At 40.1% G+C, this 17,783-nt stretch carries 15 protein-coding genes, 1 tRNA gene and 1 pseudogene; 6 read left to right on the forward strand and 11 right to left on the reverse strand.

Annotated features, from left to right (window positions below; all coding sequences use genetic code 11):
• Positions 1 to 108, forward strand: a pseudogene (locus FTV03_RS14010) (IS701 family transposase); the annotation flags it as partial.
• A 69-nt stretch (positions 109 to 177) separates the two neighbouring features.
• Here the strand turns inward: FTV03_RS14010 and FTV03_RS14015 are convergent.
• Genes FTV03_RS14015 through sdhC form a run of 4 tightly spaced genes read right to left on the reverse strand, consistent with a single transcriptional unit; the run spans position 178 to position 3,574 of the window.
• Positions 178 to 885, reverse strand: a complete 708-nt coding sequence (locus FTV03_RS14015; protein ID WP_078189905.1) for a succinate dehydrogenase iron-sulfur subunit — start codon at positions 883 to 885, stop codon at positions 178 to 180.
• Between the two features lie 14 nt (positions 886 to 899).
• Positions 900 to 2,798 (reverse strand): FAD-binding protein, encoded by a 1,899-nt coding sequence (locus FTV03_RS14020; protein ID WP_078189906.1) that lies wholly within the window; start codon positions 2,796 to 2,798, stop codon positions 900 to 902.
• Between the two features lie 12 nt (positions 2,799 to 2,810).
• Positions 2,811 to 3,176, reverse strand: a complete 366-nt coding sequence (gene sdhD / locus FTV03_RS14025; protein WP_078189907.1) for a succinate dehydrogenase, hydrophobic membrane anchor protein — start codon at positions 3,174 to 3,176, stop codon at positions 2,811 to 2,813.
• Positions 3,176 to 3,574 (reverse strand): succinate dehydrogenase, cytochrome b556 subunit, encoded by a 399-nt coding sequence (gene sdhC / locus FTV03_RS14030; protein WP_078189908.1) that lies wholly within the window; start codon positions 3,572 to 3,574, stop codon positions 3,176 to 3,178. The genes sdhD and sdhC overlap by 1 nt, the downstream gene beginning before the upstream one ends.
• Before the next feature lie 1,027 nt (positions 3,575 to 4,601).
• Between sdhC and gltA the strand changes: the two genes are divergently transcribed.
• On the forward strand, positions 4,602 to 5,879 hold the full coding sequence (gene gltA, locus FTV03_RS14035; protein ID WP_078189909.1) for a citrate synthase: 1,278 nt from the start codon (positions 4,602 to 4,604) through the stop codon (positions 5,877 to 5,879).
• 334 nt (positions 5,880 to 6,213) lie between these two features.
• Here gltA and FTV03_RS14040 read toward each other — a convergent pair whose 3' ends face one another.
• The 5 genes from FTV03_RS14040 to FTV03_RS14060 form a co-directional block, all read right to left on the reverse strand.
• Complete coding sequence (locus tag FTV03_RS14040; protein ID WP_180041850.1) at positions 6,214 to 7,854, reverse strand: NAD(P)/FAD-dependent oxidoreductase; 1,641 nt, start codon at positions 7,852 to 7,854, stop codon at positions 6,214 to 6,216.
• A complete protein-coding gene (locus tag FTV03_RS14045) occupies positions 7,851 to 8,717 on the reverse strand; it encodes an SDR family NAD(P)-dependent oxidoreductase (RefSeq protein ID WP_180041852.1) in 867 nt (288 codons plus the stop codon). Before FTV03_RS14045 ends, FTV03_RS14040 begins: the two co-directional genes overlap by 4 nt.
• A gap of 12 nt (positions 8,718 to 8,729) precedes the next feature.
• On the reverse strand, positions 8,730 to 9,686 hold the full coding sequence (locus FTV03_RS14050) for a metal-dependent hydrolase (protein ID WP_180041854.1): 957 nt from the start codon (positions 9,684 to 9,686) through the stop codon (positions 8,730 to 8,732).
• 237 nt (positions 9,687 to 9,923) lie between these two features.
• Positions 9,924 to 11,363 carry a VWA domain-containing protein gene (locus FTV03_RS14055; protein ID WP_180041856.1) on the reverse strand — a complete coding sequence of 480 codons (1,440 nt, stop codon included), beginning with the start codon at positions 11,361 to 11,363 and terminating at the stop codon, positions 9,924 to 9,926.
• Positions 11,351 to 12,853 carry an AAA family ATPase gene (locus tag FTV03_RS14060; RefSeq protein WP_180041858.1) on the reverse strand — a complete coding sequence of 501 codons (1,503 nt, stop codon included), beginning with the start codon at positions 12,851 to 12,853 and terminating at the stop codon, positions 11,351 to 11,353. The genes FTV03_RS14055 and FTV03_RS14060 overlap by 13 nt, the downstream gene beginning before the upstream one ends.
• A 162-nt stretch (positions 12,854 to 13,015) precedes the next feature.
• On the opposite strand from FTV03_RS14060, the gene FTV03_RS14065 reads away from it, so the two are divergent.
• A complete protein-coding gene (locus tag FTV03_RS14065) occupies positions 13,016 to 13,531 on the forward strand; it encodes a hypothetical protein (protein ID WP_180041865.1) in 516 nt (171 codons plus the stop codon).
• Between the two features lie 375 nt (positions 13,532 to 13,906).
• The gene (locus FTV03_RS14070; RefSeq protein ID WP_180041860.1) at positions 13,907 to 15,532 is read left to right on the forward strand and encodes an NAD+ synthase; all 1,626 of its coding nucleotides are present in this window, start codon (positions 13,907 to 13,909) and stop codon (positions 15,530 to 15,532) included.
• A 264-nt stretch (positions 15,533 to 15,796) separates the two neighbouring features.
• Here FTV03_RS14070 and FTV03_RS14075 read toward each other — a convergent pair.
• Positions 15,797 to 15,873, reverse strand: a tRNA-Met gene (locus FTV03_RS14075).
• 167 nt (positions 15,874 to 16,040) lie between these two features.
• On the opposite strand from FTV03_RS14075, the gene FTV03_RS14080 reads away from it, so the two are divergent.
• A complete protein-coding gene (locus tag FTV03_RS14080; protein WP_180041861.1) occupies positions 16,041 to 16,457 on the forward strand; it encodes a hypothetical protein in 417 nt (138 codons plus the stop codon).
• A gap of 293 nt (positions 16,458 to 16,750) precedes the next feature.
• Complete coding sequence (locus FTV03_RS14085; protein WP_180041863.1) at positions 16,751 to 17,191, forward strand: universal stress protein; 441 nt, start codon at positions 16,751 to 16,753, stop codon at positions 17,189 to 17,191.
• 105 nt (positions 17,192 to 17,296) lie between these two features.
• Here FTV03_RS14085 and FTV03_RS14090 read toward each other — a convergent pair whose 3' ends face one another.
• The gene (locus FTV03_RS14090; RefSeq protein WP_180011029.1) at positions 17,297 to 17,614 is read right to left on the reverse strand and encodes an MGMT family protein; all 318 of its coding nucleotides are present in this window, start codon (positions 17,612 to 17,614) and stop codon (positions 17,297 to 17,299) included.
• Positions 17,615 to 17,783: the final 169 nt, after the last annotated feature.

Raw genomic sequence — 17,783 nt, forward strand, 5'->3', positions numbered from 1 at the left:
AATGTATATCGTTGGCAGAAGAAATTATTTAGACCAATTATCAAAAGCTTCATTGATGACTTTATTCTCGATAAAAATCATCTGCTACCACAGAGAATCTTTAAATAATAGTGCGTAAGTCCTATATGACAAAAAAAAGCGCACCCAATGGTGCGCTTCTTTTTACTGCTAAATCTATTAACCTAGATCTAAAAGCATATTACGGATGTGACCGATTGCTTTAGTTGGGTTAAGACCCTTAGGACATACAGATACACAGTTCATGATACCTTTACAACGGAACAATGAGAATGGGTCGTCAAGACGAGCCAAACGCTCTTGAGTTGCTGTATCACGAGAGTCAATGATGAAGCGATATGCGTTCAACAATGCTGATGGACCCAAGAACTTGTCTGGGTTCCACCAGAATGATGGGCATGAAGTTGAACAACATGCACAAAGAATACATTCGTACAAACCATCTAAGTGTTCACGCTCTTCAGGAGACTGCAAACGCTCTTTAGGAGGCGCAGGCTGATTGTTGATTAGGAACGGATGGATTTTATTGTACTGATCGTAGAACTGATTCATATCTACAACCAAGTCTTTAATTACTGGAAGACCTGGAAGTGGACGAATTGTAATCACTTCTGGTAAGTCGTTTAGGTTCCAAAGACACGCTAAACCATTTTTACCATTGATGTTTACACCATCAGAACCACAAATACCTTCACGACATGAACGACGGAATGTTAATGATTCGTCTTGTACTTTTAATGCTAGAAGCGCATCAAGCAACATACGGTGCTTGTCAGTCAACTCTAGTTTAAAAGTTTGCATGTACGGAGCTGCATCCTTATCAGGATCGTAGCGGTAGATATTAAATGTACGAGTACCTCTACTCATCTTACTTCTCCCAATTAGAATGTACGTGGTTTAGGTGGAATAGCATCTACAGATAAAGGCTTGTAACGTACTGGTTTGTACTCAAGACGGTTATCTACAGAGAACCATAAAGTGTGTTTCATCCACTCATCATCACGACGGCCGTATGGGTAGTCAGCATGATCAGGTGGTAATTCGAAATCTACCACTGTATGCGCACCACGACATTCTTTACGTGCAGCTGCAGAAATCAGTGTCGCTTTTGCAACTTCATACAAGTTTTCAACTTCTAGAGCTTCAACACGTGCTGTGTTAAATACTTTAGATTTGTCTTTCAAGTGAATGTTGCGTACACGTGGTTCGATCGCAAGAATCTGTTTCACACCTTCTTCAAGAAGTGCAGATGTACGGAATACACCAGCATGGTCTTGAACGATGTCACGGATTGCATCAGCAACTTCTTGAGCATTTTCACCAGAAGTAGATTCATCAAGATGACGAACACGATTCAAAGTGTTTTCAAGAACAGTTGTAGGTAATGGAGCGTATTCATCACCATGGTGTTTAGTTACGTAGTCAACAATATGTTCACCAGCAGCTTTACCAAATACAACCAAGTCAAGCAATGAGTTTGTACCTAGACGGTTTGCACCATGTACAGATACACATGAACATTCACCGATTGCATAAAAACCTTTCACTGGTTTAGTGAAATCACGGTCGCCCGCGTTGTGTGAGTACACATCAGTTTCTTTGTTGTAGTTCGCAACCAAAGCTTCAGTTTCACGAGAAACAGGAACAACCACTTGACCATGAATGTTTGTAGGAATACCACCCATTTGGTAATGGATTGTAGGTACTACAGGAATTGGCTCTTTAGTGATGTCAACGTTCGCGAATTTCTTACCAATCTCGAATACAGATGGAAGACGTTTCATGATTGTTTCAGCACCAAGATGCGTCATATCAAGCAAGATGTAGTCTTTCTTAGGACCACAGCCACGACCTTCTTTAATTTCTTGGTCCATAGAGCGTGATACGAAGTCACGAGGTGCCAAGTCTTTAAGTGTCGGAGCATAACGTTCCATGAACGGCTCACCAGCATCGTTACGAAGGATCGCACCTTCACCACGACAACCTTCTGTCAACAATACGCCTGCGCCCGCAACACCTGTTGGGTGGAATTGCCAGAATTCCATATCTTGTAATGGAATACCTGCACGAGCTGCCATACCAAGACCGTCACCAGTGTTGATATAAGCGTTAGTAGATGCACGGTAAACTCGACCAGCACCACCAGTAGCAAACAATGTAGCTTTACCTTGGAATACTGCAATTTTACCCGTTTCTTGGTCAATTGCTGTCACACCAAGTACATCGCCTGCTTCGTTACGGATCAAATCAAGTGCGATCCATTCTACGAAGAATTGAGTACCCATTTTCACGTTGCTTTGATAAAGCGTGTGAAGAAGTGCGTGACCTGTACGGTCGGCAGCAGCACATGCACGTGGAACTGGCTTTTCACCATAGTTCGCAGCATGACCACCAAACGGACGTTGGTAAATTGTACCGTCAGCGTTACGGTCAAATGGCATGCCTAAGTGTTCAAGTTCATATACAACTTGAGGCGCTTCACGAGTCATGAACTCAATTGCGTCTTGGTCACCTAACCAGTCAGAACCTTTAACTGTGTCGTAGAAGTGGTAGTGCCAGTTATCTTCTTGCATGTTACCAAGAGATGCACCAATACCACCCTGCGCTGCAACAGTGTGCGAACGAGTTGGGAATACTTTAGTCAGTACAGCAACTTTCAAACCAGCTTGAGCAAGTTGGTAAGAAGCACGCATACCTGAACCACCACCACCAACGATGACTGCATCGAAAGTTTGGTGTGGAATATTTGTGTAATCTTCTTTAGGGGTTATAGCGCCCATGATATCTTCCTATCAATTTGCCCAAAAAATCTGGATCGCCCAGATCGCGTATGCAAATACTGCAACAATCACTGCAGAAGTCAGCACTAAACGCAGACCGTTTGCTGAAGGACCCATTTGACGAGTAGTCACATAGTCAGTGAATACTTGCCACATACCAATCCAAGCATGCGCAACAAGAGATAAGACAGACAATAAAGATAAAATCTTCATTGGTGTTGTCATCATAAAGCCATACCATTGCTCAAAAGTGAATCCGCTATTGCAAAGGATCCAGCCCAGTACAACAATAGTATAAACAGCCAATACAACGGCACTTACACGTTGGATAAACCAATCGCGTGAACCTGATCCTGTTAAACCTGTAGCACTTTTCATTAGAGAACAATCCATACAAATGCTGCAACAATACCGATTGCAGACAAGATCAATGAAATAGTAGCTGCGATACGACCACTTTGAAGTTCTTCAGCAACGCCAAGATCTGCAAATAGATGCTTGATACCACCGATAAGGTGATAAATTAAGCCGGCTACAAATACCCATACGACAAAACGCACAATAAAGCTATCAAACACAGCTTGAACTTGCGCAAAACCTTCAGGTGAAGATAGAGATTTGTCTAAAATCCAAAGAAGGACCGGTACGAGTAAAAATACGATAACACCTGATAGACGGTGTAAAATTGATGCAATAGCCACAGGGGATTTTAAGTTTACTTCTAAAACTTGACCCATGGACAAATTGACAGGTCTGTTGCTTTTCACAGCGGGCATCCTGTAAGTAAAAACTCCATCCGGAGTTTGTTGGAATTAATTCGTAGGAAAGCTAGCATAGTCAGACATTACAATATAATAAACTCTGCAGCTGTCTGATCTTATAAACGACAGGGAATTATAAAACGTGAACTTTCAAAACACAAACGAAGACAATTAGGAATTTTGCAAAATATCCTTAAATAAGAATCATTAACAATAACTTTTCTAAAAACAAATACCTTATTTATCTAAGAAAATCAGACTATCTTGTTGGTTTTAATCAGTTAAATGTAAATTTAACTTATTGTTTTTGTGTGTATATAGCGATTTAAACTTTTAGACTAAAGATGAACAAATCTAAATCTTTCTTTTCCCACTACATTTTAAAATCTTCCAACACATTCGCCAAGCCATAATCATAAAAATAAATGTGCATCATTTTCTCAAATGATAAAACTCAAAGATCATGAAACGAAATAAGAACTTAGTCTGTGCATAAAAATCTCAGCAACAGCAAATCTGTTTAATAAAACGCCATTTTTTACCTTTCAAATGACAAAAATGATCATTTATTAAGCTTTTAAAGGCGTTTAATTAACTATTTTTTAACCAAACGAACTTTTTTTTAAGGGCGATTAAGTCGTTTTAATTATGAATAAGAAAACAGCAATTTAGAGCCACAGATGTGTGTAAGTTACGAAAATTATAATAATTTAATGAAATAGCGGTCTTGTAATTCATATTTGTTTCAGAGTTTTTAAGAATTAAAAATTGCTTACAATTAAGGCAATAGGCTTTTTTTAATCTGCACCTCCCCTGCAATTTGACTTATTATACTGCGTCGGCACTGTGATTTTACTCATTTTTTAAGCGGATGAATTGTGCTTCATTTCAATCAATGATCCTCAATTTATATCCATAAGTATAATTGACAAAATTTCAGTTCCCTCTAATCTTAGAGCAAATTTTTGATCCGTCTGATTCTCGCATTAAAAGATTAGTACTGAGTCAGATAAAACATTCACCAGGACAGGAGATCTATTGAATGTCTGAAGCAACTGGCAAAAAAGCCGTTTTACAGCTTGATGGCAAAGAAATTGACTTACCAATTTACAGTGGCACTCTAGGCCCAGATGTAATTGACGTTAAAGATGTGTTGGCCGCAGGTCACTTTACTTTTGATCCTGGTTTTGTCTCAACGGCTGCTTGTGAATCTAAAATCACTTTCATTGACGGCGGTAAAGGTGTTCTTCTACACCGTGGCTACCCAATCGACCAGCTTGCTACTAAAGCAGACTACTTAGAAACTTGCTACCTTCTTTTGAACGGCGAGCTTCCTACTGCTGAACAAAAACAAGAATTCGATGCTAAAGTTCGTAACCACACTATGGTTCACGATCAAGTTGGCCGTTTCTTCAATGGTTTCCGTCGTGACGCTCACCCTATGGCGATCATGTGTGGTGTTGTTGGTGCGCTTTCTGCGTTCTATCACAACGGTTTCGATGTTGAAAACATTGACCACCGCGAAATCACTGCTATTCGCTTAATCGCTAAAGTTCCTACTTTAGCTGCTTGGACTTACAAATACACAGTAGGCCAACCATTCGTTTACCCACGTAACGATTTAAGCTACGCAGAAAACTTCTTGTACATGATGTTTGCTACTCCTGCAGACCGTGATTACAAAGTTGACCCTATTCTTGCTAAAGCAATGGACCGTATCTTCACGCTTCATGCTGACCACGAACAAAACGCGTCTACTTCTACAGTACGTCTTGCTGGTTCTACTGGCGCTAACCCATACGCATGTATCGCTGCGGGTATCGCGGCTCTATGGGGACCTGCTCACGGCGGCGCGAACGAAGCTGTTCTTAAGATGCTTGATGAAATCGGCACTGTAGAAAACGTTGCTCCGTTCATGGAAAAAGTGAAAACTAAAGAAGTTAAACTTATGGGCTTCGGTCACCGAGTTTACAAAAACTTCGATCCACGTGCGAAAGTAATGAAAGAGACTTGTGACGAAGTGTTAACTGCACTTGGTATCAACGATCCACAACTTGCTTTGGCTATGGAACTTGAACGTATTGCGCTTTCTGACGAATACTTCATCAAACGTAACCTATACCCTAACGTAGACTTCTACTCAGGTATCATCCTTAAAGCGATTGGTATCCCAACAGAAATGTTTACAGTAATCTTCGCTCTTGCACGTACTGTTGGTTGGATCAGCCACTGGTTAGAAATGCACAGCGCACCTTACAAAATCGGTCGTCCTCGTCAGCTTTACACTGGCGAAACTCAACGCGATATCCAAGGTCGTTAATTCGAAAGAATTGTGCGAATCTAAAAACCGTCCCTTTGGGGCGGTTTTTTTATGCAACTAGATTTATTTTTCGCTATTAAACAGCCCCATCTGACTGAATTTTCCTGCTCAATCATTAGATAAAACGATGCCTCACAAGCTATAAAGTATGCTGTTTATTGCTGAGTGTATTTTAAATCGCCATTTTCTAGAAAATCTCACACTGTTTCATCAGATATCGTCATAAAAAAAGCCCAATGCCACGTAGAAATTAGGCTGTAAACAAAAGGTTTAAATATTGATGATGCTTCATTTTGGCTTATCGAGTTAAGCGACATTTATTAAACCAAAGTCTCTAAGCAACAGTCTCATAATCTGCCAAATCCACATGTTTAAGACGCTGCTTTAACTGTTTCAGTGACCACGGCCAAGCTGCAAAATTGCGCCCATTGGCATCTAAGTAATAGCTCTTACAGCCGCCACTATTAAAGACTGTCGTCTGTAGATGTGTCTGCACTTTTGCATTGTGATAGGCCAATACATTTGGCTTAATTTCAAGCCGTTGTATCTTCTCTTGTTTCATTTTTACCAAGACATCGACGATATACCCAACCTGTGCTTCTGCAATACCAATGAATGAGTCATAAACCAAAATATTTGGCCCGAGCACCAAAAAGGCATTAGGTACTTGCGCGATACTGGTACCCAAAAATGCTTCAGGAGAACTGTTTTTCCAAAGTTCTGACAATAACTCCCCTTTGGCATTTTTTACACGTTGTCCAATCGGCGGATGAGAAACTTCAAAACCTGTGCCCCAAATAATGACATCGACTTCATGACGTTCACCATTCGCAGCAATAACAGTATTACCTTCTATTTCAACTAAACCATGTGGTACAAGTTCGACATTGGCTTGCTGCAAAGCAGGATAATAGTTATTGGCAAATAAAAGACGCTTACAACCAATAGAAAAGTTTGGTGTAACTTTTTCACGTAATTCAGCATCTTGAATTTGTGTTTTTAACAACTGACGACCCAAATAATTCACAGGCTCTAAAAGCGAAGGATTACGTAGTCCTAAATTAATACCATTTAATATACCGGCCACACTTTTGCGCCAAGTTTCTTGAACAGAGGGAAAGCGTGTAATCATGCCTTTCGCACGGTCATTCAGTGGTAAATCTGCTTTTGGTAATACCCATGGCGCAGTCCGTTGAAACACCACCACATTTTTGGCAATAGGTTGAATCTGAGGAATAAACTGAATCGCAGATGCTCCCGTACCTATCACTGCAATACGTTTCTCTTTTAAGTCATAGGCATGGTTCCATCGCGCAGAATGGAACATTTCACCTTCAAAGCTTTCAATACCTTTAATTTTTGGAATTTGAGGTTCAGTAATCGGCCCAGTGGAAAAAATTACCGTTCTCGCCGCATACTTACCTTTGCTCGTCTCCAATTGCCATTGCTTTAATTCCTCATTCCATTCCGCTGCAATCAATTCACAGTTGAACTGAATGTTACGATAAAGCCCATGCTGCTCTGCCACATCCTCTAAGTAGTTCAGAATCTCAGGTTGCTTGGCAAATAAATGACTCCATTTATGACTCGGCGCAAATGAAAAAGAATACAACGCCGAAGGAACATCACATCCACAACCTGGATAGGTGTTGTCGCGCCATGTTCCTCCCACGCGATTGGCTTTTTCTAAAACCACATAATCGGTATAACCCCGTTCATTCATTTGATGAGCAGCAGCTAAACCTGATATCCCCGCACCAATCACGATGGTATCGTAGACACGCACTTGATTTTCTACGCTTGGTTTTTCTAGGCTAGGCTCTGACTCTGATTGGTCTTGTACTGCTTTTTTTGCTTTGGCAGAAGACGTTACAGGACGACGTGCATTAGTTTGCGTTGTTGCCTTTTTAGTTTGAATTTTCTCTTGATCTAATGCTTTTACATCTTCGTCATGTAATTGTGTCGGCATATTCATGCTTTTGCTCCCGACTTTTTAATATAGTTGTTAAATAAGGGATAACCCACCCCCAATAAGCGGGTATAGGTTTGCGGGGATAGACGCTTTAACCACCAAAATAATTTGGCATCAGGTTGCGGAATGGTATACAACTTCCCTGCATCTAAATTATTCAATGTCAAATCGACGACATCGTGGCTCGTCGTAAATGCATGATTCATCAGCAGTTGATCAGCTAAGCCTGAATATCGATTGGGCAAGCGTCCATTCTTCATGATATTGGTCGGCACCAAGGTTGGGCACAGTACATTCACACGGATATTTGCCGATCTGAGCTCTGCCGATAAAGTTTCAGACAATGCCAACACACTCGACTTCGTCACGTTATATGCTGTCATTTCTGGTGCAGCGGTATATGCCGCAGCAGAAGCAACATTAATAATCGCGCCGCCTTGCTTATTTTGTTTCAACTTGGGTACAAAATAATGGCAGCCATGCACCACACCCCACAAATTGACATGCATGCACCACTGCCAGTCGTCTAAACTCAGTTCATCAAATTTACCACCCAGCCCGACGCCTGCATTGTTGATCACCAAGGTCACAGCATGCCCCATCAACTGCTCAGCTTGCTCTGACAGTGCTTTAACTTCTTCAGCCTTACCGACATCACACTGCACTGCATATGCGTTTGATGAGGTCATGGATTGAATTTGATCTACCGTTTCTTGCGCTGCTTCTAAATGAATATCGGCACAGACCACTGTCCCACCACGACGTGCCAACTCCAAAGCGAAACTTCGCCCAATACCACTGCCTGCACCGGTGACCACCGCATAGCCATTTTCACTTGGCTTGTTCTTTTTCCCAAATAGACCCATGGTTGTGTCCTTTTATCGTTTTAATGCTGGGGTAAATTCTTTGACAAAATAAGGTGTCAATACGCCATCAACAGGGTTCAACAAACGCTTTTTGTAATATTCAAGAAACGCAGAAGTATCATGATCATTCGGGTGAAAACTTGGTCGTAAATAGTCAAAAATATGCCCGAGGCTGCTACCATAGACACCATCTTTTAAACCAAAAATCAGTTGGAAACTGCGCGGAACATCTTTCCAGTAGCTTAGGCTAATCAAGTTCGACGGTTTTCTGTAAAACGGTACAATCGAAGCGCCTATCGAAATCAAACCCAAAATGGTAATTAATGCAGGGAAAAAGCCAGCAATACGTAAAGCACAATTACCTGATAATTCTTGATAAACATCATAGGCAATGTCTTTGTGTTCAGACTCTTCCAACATATGCCACATCCAAATAGCGCGCTGCTTTTCATCTATTGAATTAAAAAAGATTTCTTCATGATTCATCATGTATTCCGCAAGCACTGCGGTGAAATGCTCAATTGCTGCCATTAAGGATAACTTCATTGGCTGTGGCATACGTTCAAAACCATAGGCAAAGACGTAGTGTTCTAACTTTCTAAAAAATTGCACAGGCAGATTTCTTGCGCGATACGCTTCATTCATTTCTTCATGCATACGTGAATGAATAGCCTCTTGCCCAATCAACGACGTGACACGTTGTCTTAATACAGGATCTTGAATAAAGTCGCGATGATATCGAGCAGTATCAATCACCAAATCTTCGCCACGGGTTAAGAAAATAGATAAAGATGCAAAATAGGCACTGGCCAATTCTGCATTCATATAAAATTTTGGATCAATTTTTTCTGGTTCAAAATCAAATTTCATATGACGAATAGGAACAACGGCAGACTGTTTTGTTGGGTCAAAGACAGGGCCTGCAAATACGCGTGCTAAAGTTTTTTTTATCGGTTGAAAAGCGCTCATGATTTTGCTCTCAATTTGGGTGTTTCCCCTTCATTGACTTCATGTCGATTGAAGTAAAAACACATAGATTGACGATCAAATTAAGTGAGATAGATCACTAGGCCATTAGCAAAACCGACCTCTCGATTTGCAAAAACGCTCAAATATTTTCTTTGTCAGACAATCTTTAAAACATCGGTGTTGTATGGCTCAAAAGCTTGTCATTAAAGGTCATGGCGTATTTTGATTGAGTGATAATTATTGGATTTTTTGCACTTCACCGGTCGCAGATTGATACACCCATTGATGATCAAACAGGCTGTCGTCTAAATGATCCAGTTTAAAATTACCGATAGCAACAGCATAGAATCCATTGCCCTGCTGCTTCAAATGTGTGATCTCTTGCATGAGTTCTTCAGTCAGTTGACCCATTATAAAGTCGGAAATCACCACCACATCGGCATATACAAAATTCGGTTGTTTCAGCATGTCCACGGCATGATTCATCGCAGGGATAATATCTGTTCCCCCATGAAATGACTGCCCTAAAAAGTGAATGACATCATCCAAAGCACTATTATGTTGTAAATTCAGCGCGGTTAAATTGGTCGAGAAATTTACCAAATACATCGCTCGCTTTTCTTTTAGCGCTCGAATAGATAAATACAAACAAATCGCTTTGGAAATCAGTTCAGGTTGTCCATTCATTGAGCCACTAGTATCTAAGCAAACAATCATCGGGCCTTTTTGTCCGACTCGACGCTGCGTATGGCGTTGGTCTTCGATCACCCGTCCCTGTTGCTGCCCTTCTCGATTAAAACTCATCAGATTAGATTCTAAATATTTCAAATCAAATAAAACTTGCAAGTCTGGATCGGCTAACAGCGCCAACTCGCTAGGTAAAGCCATACTGAGTTCTTGTGCCAATTTAATTCCAGTAATTTCCTCTTGCGCCATCGGGGTGTGAATAAGCTGCTGTGGTTCTTGTTCTAACTGAGCAGAAATCCGCTTACGTGGCATATTCGGCTGTGCGCTTCCGATCATTTTGCATAGACGTTTAAGCGCCCGATCTTGCTCGAGATAATTGGCCCATTGCTCAAAGTTCTGTACATCATGCTCAGTTAATTGCCCTTTGGAATAGTCCAGAAAAATCCCAGTTTCAAACCCGACACTGTCATGGTGCTTGACCATTTTCGACAATGTCGCGAGAAAATCTTTGATTTCATCTAAAAAGGCATCTCGTTGTAAACGGAGCTGCTCAAACTCCCAATGTGCAATGGCTTCGGTCAATTTTCGCTGCCATTTACCTTTGAATAGCTCAATGTGTAATTGACGCTGCTGCTCAGTCAGCAACGACTGTTGGCTCTGTTGCCACATTTCAGTGAATTCTGGAATCCCCAAGGTTTGCATAAAGGCGGCATATTCAGCGTGAAATTGTACAAAATCACCCTGTTCCCAATGCTTTAGCGCAAGCCAATGTTCCAATTGCTGCTGCGCCATTGCATAGGGATGCTGCTGATCTAAACTCGACTTTGCCTGAAAGGCCCATTCCTGAATTTTTTGATCGAGCTTTTTTGCCACTTTATGATCTTCCAACCAATGTTTTAAACTGGATTGTTTTAATTCATCATAAAGCTGCGAACTTAATTCATCGAGTGCTGATTGGGTTTGTTGTCGTGACGGTTCTAATTGCGACATAACTGTTCCAGACGCTCACAATCTTGCAACTGCAATTGATATCTTGCCAATTGCTGCTCAATAGATTGAATTAAATCTTGAATATCCTGTTCAGTGACAAAGACCGATTTAAACTGATGCTTTTGACTGTTAAAGCGTTCCGTCAACAGATCCAATTCTGTTTGAAAATGTGCTTTAAGCTGTTGAATTTCGTGTAATAGCTCATATTGGCTTTGTGCTGAAAGAGAGCTGCGTGGACTACCTTTGGTATGTTTTATATACGGCGTCACCACTTCTTCTAAGCCGTAATAGCCACCTTTTAACGTACACACTCTTGAACCATTAAAATTACATACGATGCCACGCACTTCTTCACCGGTATCATCTAAGGCAAAGAAGTCCTTTTTCGTATCCATTTTATCCAGTTCGAGATACAACAGTTTATCTTTATAGTGTCGATCTAGATTGGTCACTGCACGCAAGTAATCAGTGCCATGAATTAAATAACTCTCATACACATCATCGGTATAATAAAAATGATTGAGCACCCGCTGTTCAAGTGCATCCTTCTCTGCCACATGTTGTTCGAATTGCAAACCGTAATTTAAGCCATTTTCAGCCAATACTTCATCTATCTGCTGCGAAACAAAAGCAATGTCTTCAGGCTGATTCCATAAGCAATGTTTTAAAATTAATAGATCACTCAAAATCACTGATGGACGATCATTTAAAAATGCACAGGCTTTGACTAAATAAGCCACACGTTGCCAACGACGGTCAGAGACATAGACCACGTGATCTTCAAAGTTATGGTTGAGTCGAGTTTTAAGTTGATCAAACAGATTTAAAATCGAAGCGGGTAATTCCACCTGATATATCTGTTCCCGCCAATCTTGCAACTCGGCTTTTTTTATTTTTAAGGTCGCATCGACTTCAACACTGACTTGACTCGGCTTGGCCTGTAATAGTGCATGAAAGTTTTCTGCAACAGCAATCGGCGGCACTTCTAAGCGCAAAATAAAACGATCATACAAGGCATCTAGACCTTGATTTGGTTCGGGAATTTCATTCGATGCACTGACCAAAACATTCAATGGAACTTTTTGGACAATGTCACCATTTTTAAAACTCCGCTCATTCACCAAGGTCAGTAAAGTATTTAAAATCGCAGGGCTGGCTTTCCAAATTTCATCTAAAAATGCAAAATCTGCCCGTGGTAAATAATGTTCTGTTTTACGAATGTATTGATCTTCTTTTAAGGCTTTGATCGATACCGGTCCAAAAATTTCTTCAGGCGTACTGAAACGATTCATCAAATATTCAAAATAGTCATGGACCTCAAAAGCAGAGGCGATTCGACGTGAAATCAAACTTTTTGCAGTGCCGGGCAAACCATATAAAAAGGTATTCATACCCGCAACACCAGCCAACAAACTCAAAGCAATAATCTGCTCACGTTCATACATATTTTTGCTGATTTCAGAAATTAAAGTATTGATCCGTGCTTGCATCTGACTATCTGTTTGACCGAAAACTAAATTGTAACGCCCTGACCGATTTTTCGCTGTAGCAGATGCAAAAATATCGCTTTTTAAATACAGCGCAACAGCGTGATATTATATTTTCAGGTTATAGTAAAACTACACATCCCTTAGGAACAATAATCACTTTTCATCATGTTGCCTTTCTTTCCCACACTCATTCGGCTGCTAAAACTTGAAGGTTTTAAATATCGATCACTCACGGCAGGTGAAATATCCATGTGTCGCAGTGTGTTTGGGGATTTGATTCAATATGAACAAGTGAAAGTGATGAATCACCCTTTTTTGCCTTGGCAATCGGCACATGTGGTCATGGCGCCGCAGGGGTATATTCATGCACGAAATTTACTGTTTAAAGCGGACTATGCCAAAGCGTCTTTAGGATATCGTGCCCTGTTTATTCATGAAATGGCCCATGTTTATCAATACCAGCAACAGATCAATGTTTTGGGTCGGGGTGCTATTTTGCAGATGGCGTATTTCTTCAGTTTTAAAAAATATAATCCATACCGCTATACCCTCAAAGCACACAAGGCATTTTTTGACTACAACATTGAGCAACAAGGTGACATTGCACGTGACATCTATTTAAAGCGAATTAAAAATATTATTTTATATCCTGAACTTGTTCATCAAATTGAGCTATAAAGCTTCCATGCTCTGTAGCGAATATTTTTAGATAAAATTGAATATCGCCTGATCATTCTATTTCACACTAGTGCTCGACCATTGACGCTATTTTGAGTACAAAAAAACAGCATTAATATTTACTTTATGGCACATAAGCTCAGCTAGGCTTTTAAAAGCTATGAATACCTCTAGTATCTCGCTTAAATTCAGATAAAATAGGCTCACCTTATTTTTTTGCTTTGCATCAAAACAAGTGAATTATCATACGATGATGGTGTTTTGTTTTCGCCTTTCGGCAGTATTTTTCGTATCTAAATACACTCGCTGAATAATCACAATAATACAAATCAGTGTGTTAAGTGTATTCACCTATAGGAATAGGATTTAGTTGGAATGAATAGTTTTAAAATTGCACTTGCTCAGTTCTCTCCGCATATTGGTAACCTAGAATCAAACGCAGCAAAAATGCTTCAACAAGCCAATGTTGCAAAAGAACAGAACGCAGATATTATTGTTTTTCCGGAACTTTCTACAGTTGGTTATCCTGCTGAAGATTTATTATTACGTCCAAGTTTAAATAAACGTACACAGCAAGCTTTTGAACAATTAGCGAGCATTAAGGACATCGTTTTAGTCTTTGGTTTTGTAAATCAAACTGAAGATGGTCAGCGCTATAACTCTGCTGCTGTCATGAAAAATGGTCAAGTTCTCGGGATTTACAATAAACAAAATCTTCCAAACTATAGCGTTTTTGATGAAAAACGTTATTTCAGTGAAGGTCATCAACACCTAGTCTTTGAATATTTAGGTCATAAGTTTGGTGTGTTGATTTGCGAAGATGTTTGGGCACTACCAACTGTTCAACAGCTTGCTCAGTTAAATGTTGAAACCGCTTTGGTTTTAAATGCTTCACCTTATGAAGTTGGTAAACCACAGCATCGCATTGAAACCATGGCTGCATTGACCAAACAATTGAACATCAATTTGGTTTACTGTAACCAAGTGTGCGGTCAAGATGACCTTGTCTTTGATGGCACAAGCTTTGTGATGAACAATTCAGGTGAAGTTGCATTGCAAGCACCGAGTTTTGTTGAAGATCTATATATCGCAGAATACGATGCTGAACAAAAAGCCTTTAAAACAGGTGCAATCACGCCTGTATTAAATACCATGGCTGAAATCTACCAAAGCCTTGTAATCGCAACCCGTGACTACGTACAACGTTCAGGCTTCCCAGGTGTGATTTTAGGTCTATCTGGTGGTATTGACTCAGCATTAACTTTAGCGATTGCTGCCGATGCGATTGGTGCAGATAAAGTTCAAGCGGTCATGATGCCATATACCTATACTGCACAAATCAGTGTTGAAGATGCTGCTGAACAAGCCAAAAATATGGGTGTGACTTTTGGAATTGCCGAAATCAATCCAATTGTGAATGGCTTTATGCAAACCTTGTTCCCATTCTTTGGCAATGCACCGACAGATGCAACTGAAGAAAACTTACAAGCGCGTTCTCGCGGTACATTGTTAATGGCCTTATCGAATAAGTTCGGCAATTTAGTCCTTTCTACAGGGAACAAGTCTGAATTATCTGTTGGCTACTGTACATTGTACGGTGACATGGTCGGTGGCTTTGCGGTTCTTAAAGACGTCTATAAAACGATTGTATTTGAACTAGCAAAATACCGTAACAGCATTTCAGAAACACCAGTGATCCCTGAACGTGTAATTACTCGTCCACCTTCTGCGGAACTTCGTCCAGATCAGAAAGACCAAGACTCATTACCTGAATATGATGTATTAGATGCCATCTTATATGCGTATATCGAAGAAGACATGAGCCAAGATGACATCATTGCCAAAGGTTTTGATGCTGAAATCGTGAAAAAAGTCATCCGTTTGGTTGATCTAAACGAATACAAACGTCGCCAAGGCGCAATCGGTCCACGTATCAGCTCACGTGCATTTAGCCGTGAACGTCGCTACCCGATCGTGAATGGTTGGAAACCGGGTATCTAATTATTCGATTCAAATTAAAAAAAGCCCAGTTCTATAACTGGGCTTTTTATAGGCGCAAAAAACACAGCAGTAAATATAAAAAGTAATTGAGATGTGTATTTCAAAAGTTAGGTCATAAAATAATGCAGTTAAAGATTTGAGTTCTCTTTTTTCTACATAAACACCGTTAACAGATCATTTTATTAGTGCAGTAATTATTTCAATCTATTTGACTTTTTCTAGGCACAAAAAAAGAGACCAAGCTGAGAGCTTGGTCTATAAAAATGGTGGCTATGACGAGACTTGAACTTGTGACCCCCGCATTATGAGTGCGGTGCTCTAACCAACTGAGCTACATAGCCGTAAACTGTGGTGGCATTATCTAGATTTCACACATTATCGTCAAGCATTTTTGTTTGTAATTGTTCAGAGTTTAAACAAGAAAAGTTCAAGATGTTACTATTTAAGCAAATCATGCTATTTTTAGCCCTAATTACTATATTTTTTGATTAAAAATTAGAGTTTTATCATGCAATTCAATTCGATAAAAAAAGCCTGTCTGACCCTCAGCCTAACCGTTATGACACTGACGGGCTGCCAAATCGTCTCCCCAATTTTTGTTGACTATAATGGTGTGCGACGTGATGTGGCGACTTGGATTAGTAAACAGCCCTTATTAAGCATGCAACAAAAGCGCAGCATGGCTCAACTTAGCCGAGCACAGCAACCCATCATTCGTCTCGACTTCAATGATCAGGAGAAGTTAGTCAGTGTTGCGCGCGCTAATGAAGCTGCGATGTATTGTGCCAATCAGCATTTATCAGCGCGACAGATTCAACGCTTGCAAAAACAGATCTTCCCTGAAGATGCGTTGCATAAATTAAGCTTGCTTGAGCAACAAGCGTTGCATATTACCCTGACAGAGCAAGAAAAACAGTGTGATTGAAACCAAGTCAACTGATGGATGAATTATCTAGGCTCAATTTTTTCAGCACCAAATTGTCTTACAATCTAGACATAGCTGCTTACATTATTGAGCATTTTTGCTATCGCTAAGCATGGTGAAAACAAGTCCATATTTTTGCAATATTTTTATTACTAATTTCGCAATATCCTTATGAATTTACTTGGTTTTATTCCTAAATAAAAAAGCGTATGATAAAACTATGATCAATGTAAATAGCGCTTTTTTTCAGGTTTTTCCATCCAAATTCAATTGATCAGATAAGGAGAAATAAGATGGCTTTAAATAATATTTTAGTTCCAGTGGACGGTTCAGAAACTTCTTATGCTGCGGTGGCTAAAGCTGTCGAGTTTGCAAAAACTTTTGGCAGTAAAATTACTGTGGTTCAAGTACTGACGCTCGATCCATATATTGCTGCAGAGTATATTTCAGCAGCACAAACCAATGATTTAATTGAACGTGCTCGTGCATCGATTTTAAATACACTTGAAGAAGCAAAAGCGAAATTTTCAACTGAAGGTGTCACTGTTGAAACTCGCCTACTTGAAGGTCAAGTGGTGCATACAGAACTGGTTAAAGCTGCAGAAGAAACACATGCGGACTTGATTATCATTGGTTCACATGGCCGTACAGGGATCAAAAAATTCTTCTTGGGCAGCGTAGCTCAAAGTATACTGGGTGCTTCAGACATTCCTGTTTTGGTTGTGCGCAAATAAGCCATTAGATTTATAGCGTGAAATAAAAAGCCTTCTGATCCTAGAGGGCTTTTTTTATTGACTGCGTCATCAATATAAAAAACGCTTGTTGAAGGCAAGGATTTTTTAGGGTAACCATTGATATTGTTTCAATGAGATGCGTCCATTCACCACAAAGACATTTTCAGCTGCCAATTTCAATTGCTGGATATTTTCACCTTTTTCATTGCAACGCTGCGTGCTGATTTTTCCCTGAGCATTCACCACCCGATGCCATGGGATCGTTGATGTTGTATCTAGATGCTTTAGTACATAGCCAACCAGTCGTGCATGCTTAGGTAAACCCGCTAATTTGGCAATTTGTCCATAAGTGGCAATCTTTGCTTGCGGTATCAATTGAATGACCGACAAAATTTGCGTTGCCAACTCATCACTCTGCTTCATTTGATATCCTTTGAACCGCATAAAAAAAAGAGAACCCGAAGGCACTGCTGTCCCATAGTTTGCTTTAAATAAAAAAACCTGAGTCCTAACAGTTAAAATATGAGTGCAAACAAACACTTTAACGACCAGGATTCAGGTTTTGTCACATCAGAATACCGTATTTCATGAG

It is taken from the genome of Acinetobacter sp. YH12218 (assembly GCF_013417925.1).
Lineage (GTDB): Bacteria > Pseudomonadota > Gammaproteobacteria > Pseudomonadales > Moraxellaceae > Acinetobacter > Acinetobacter amyesii.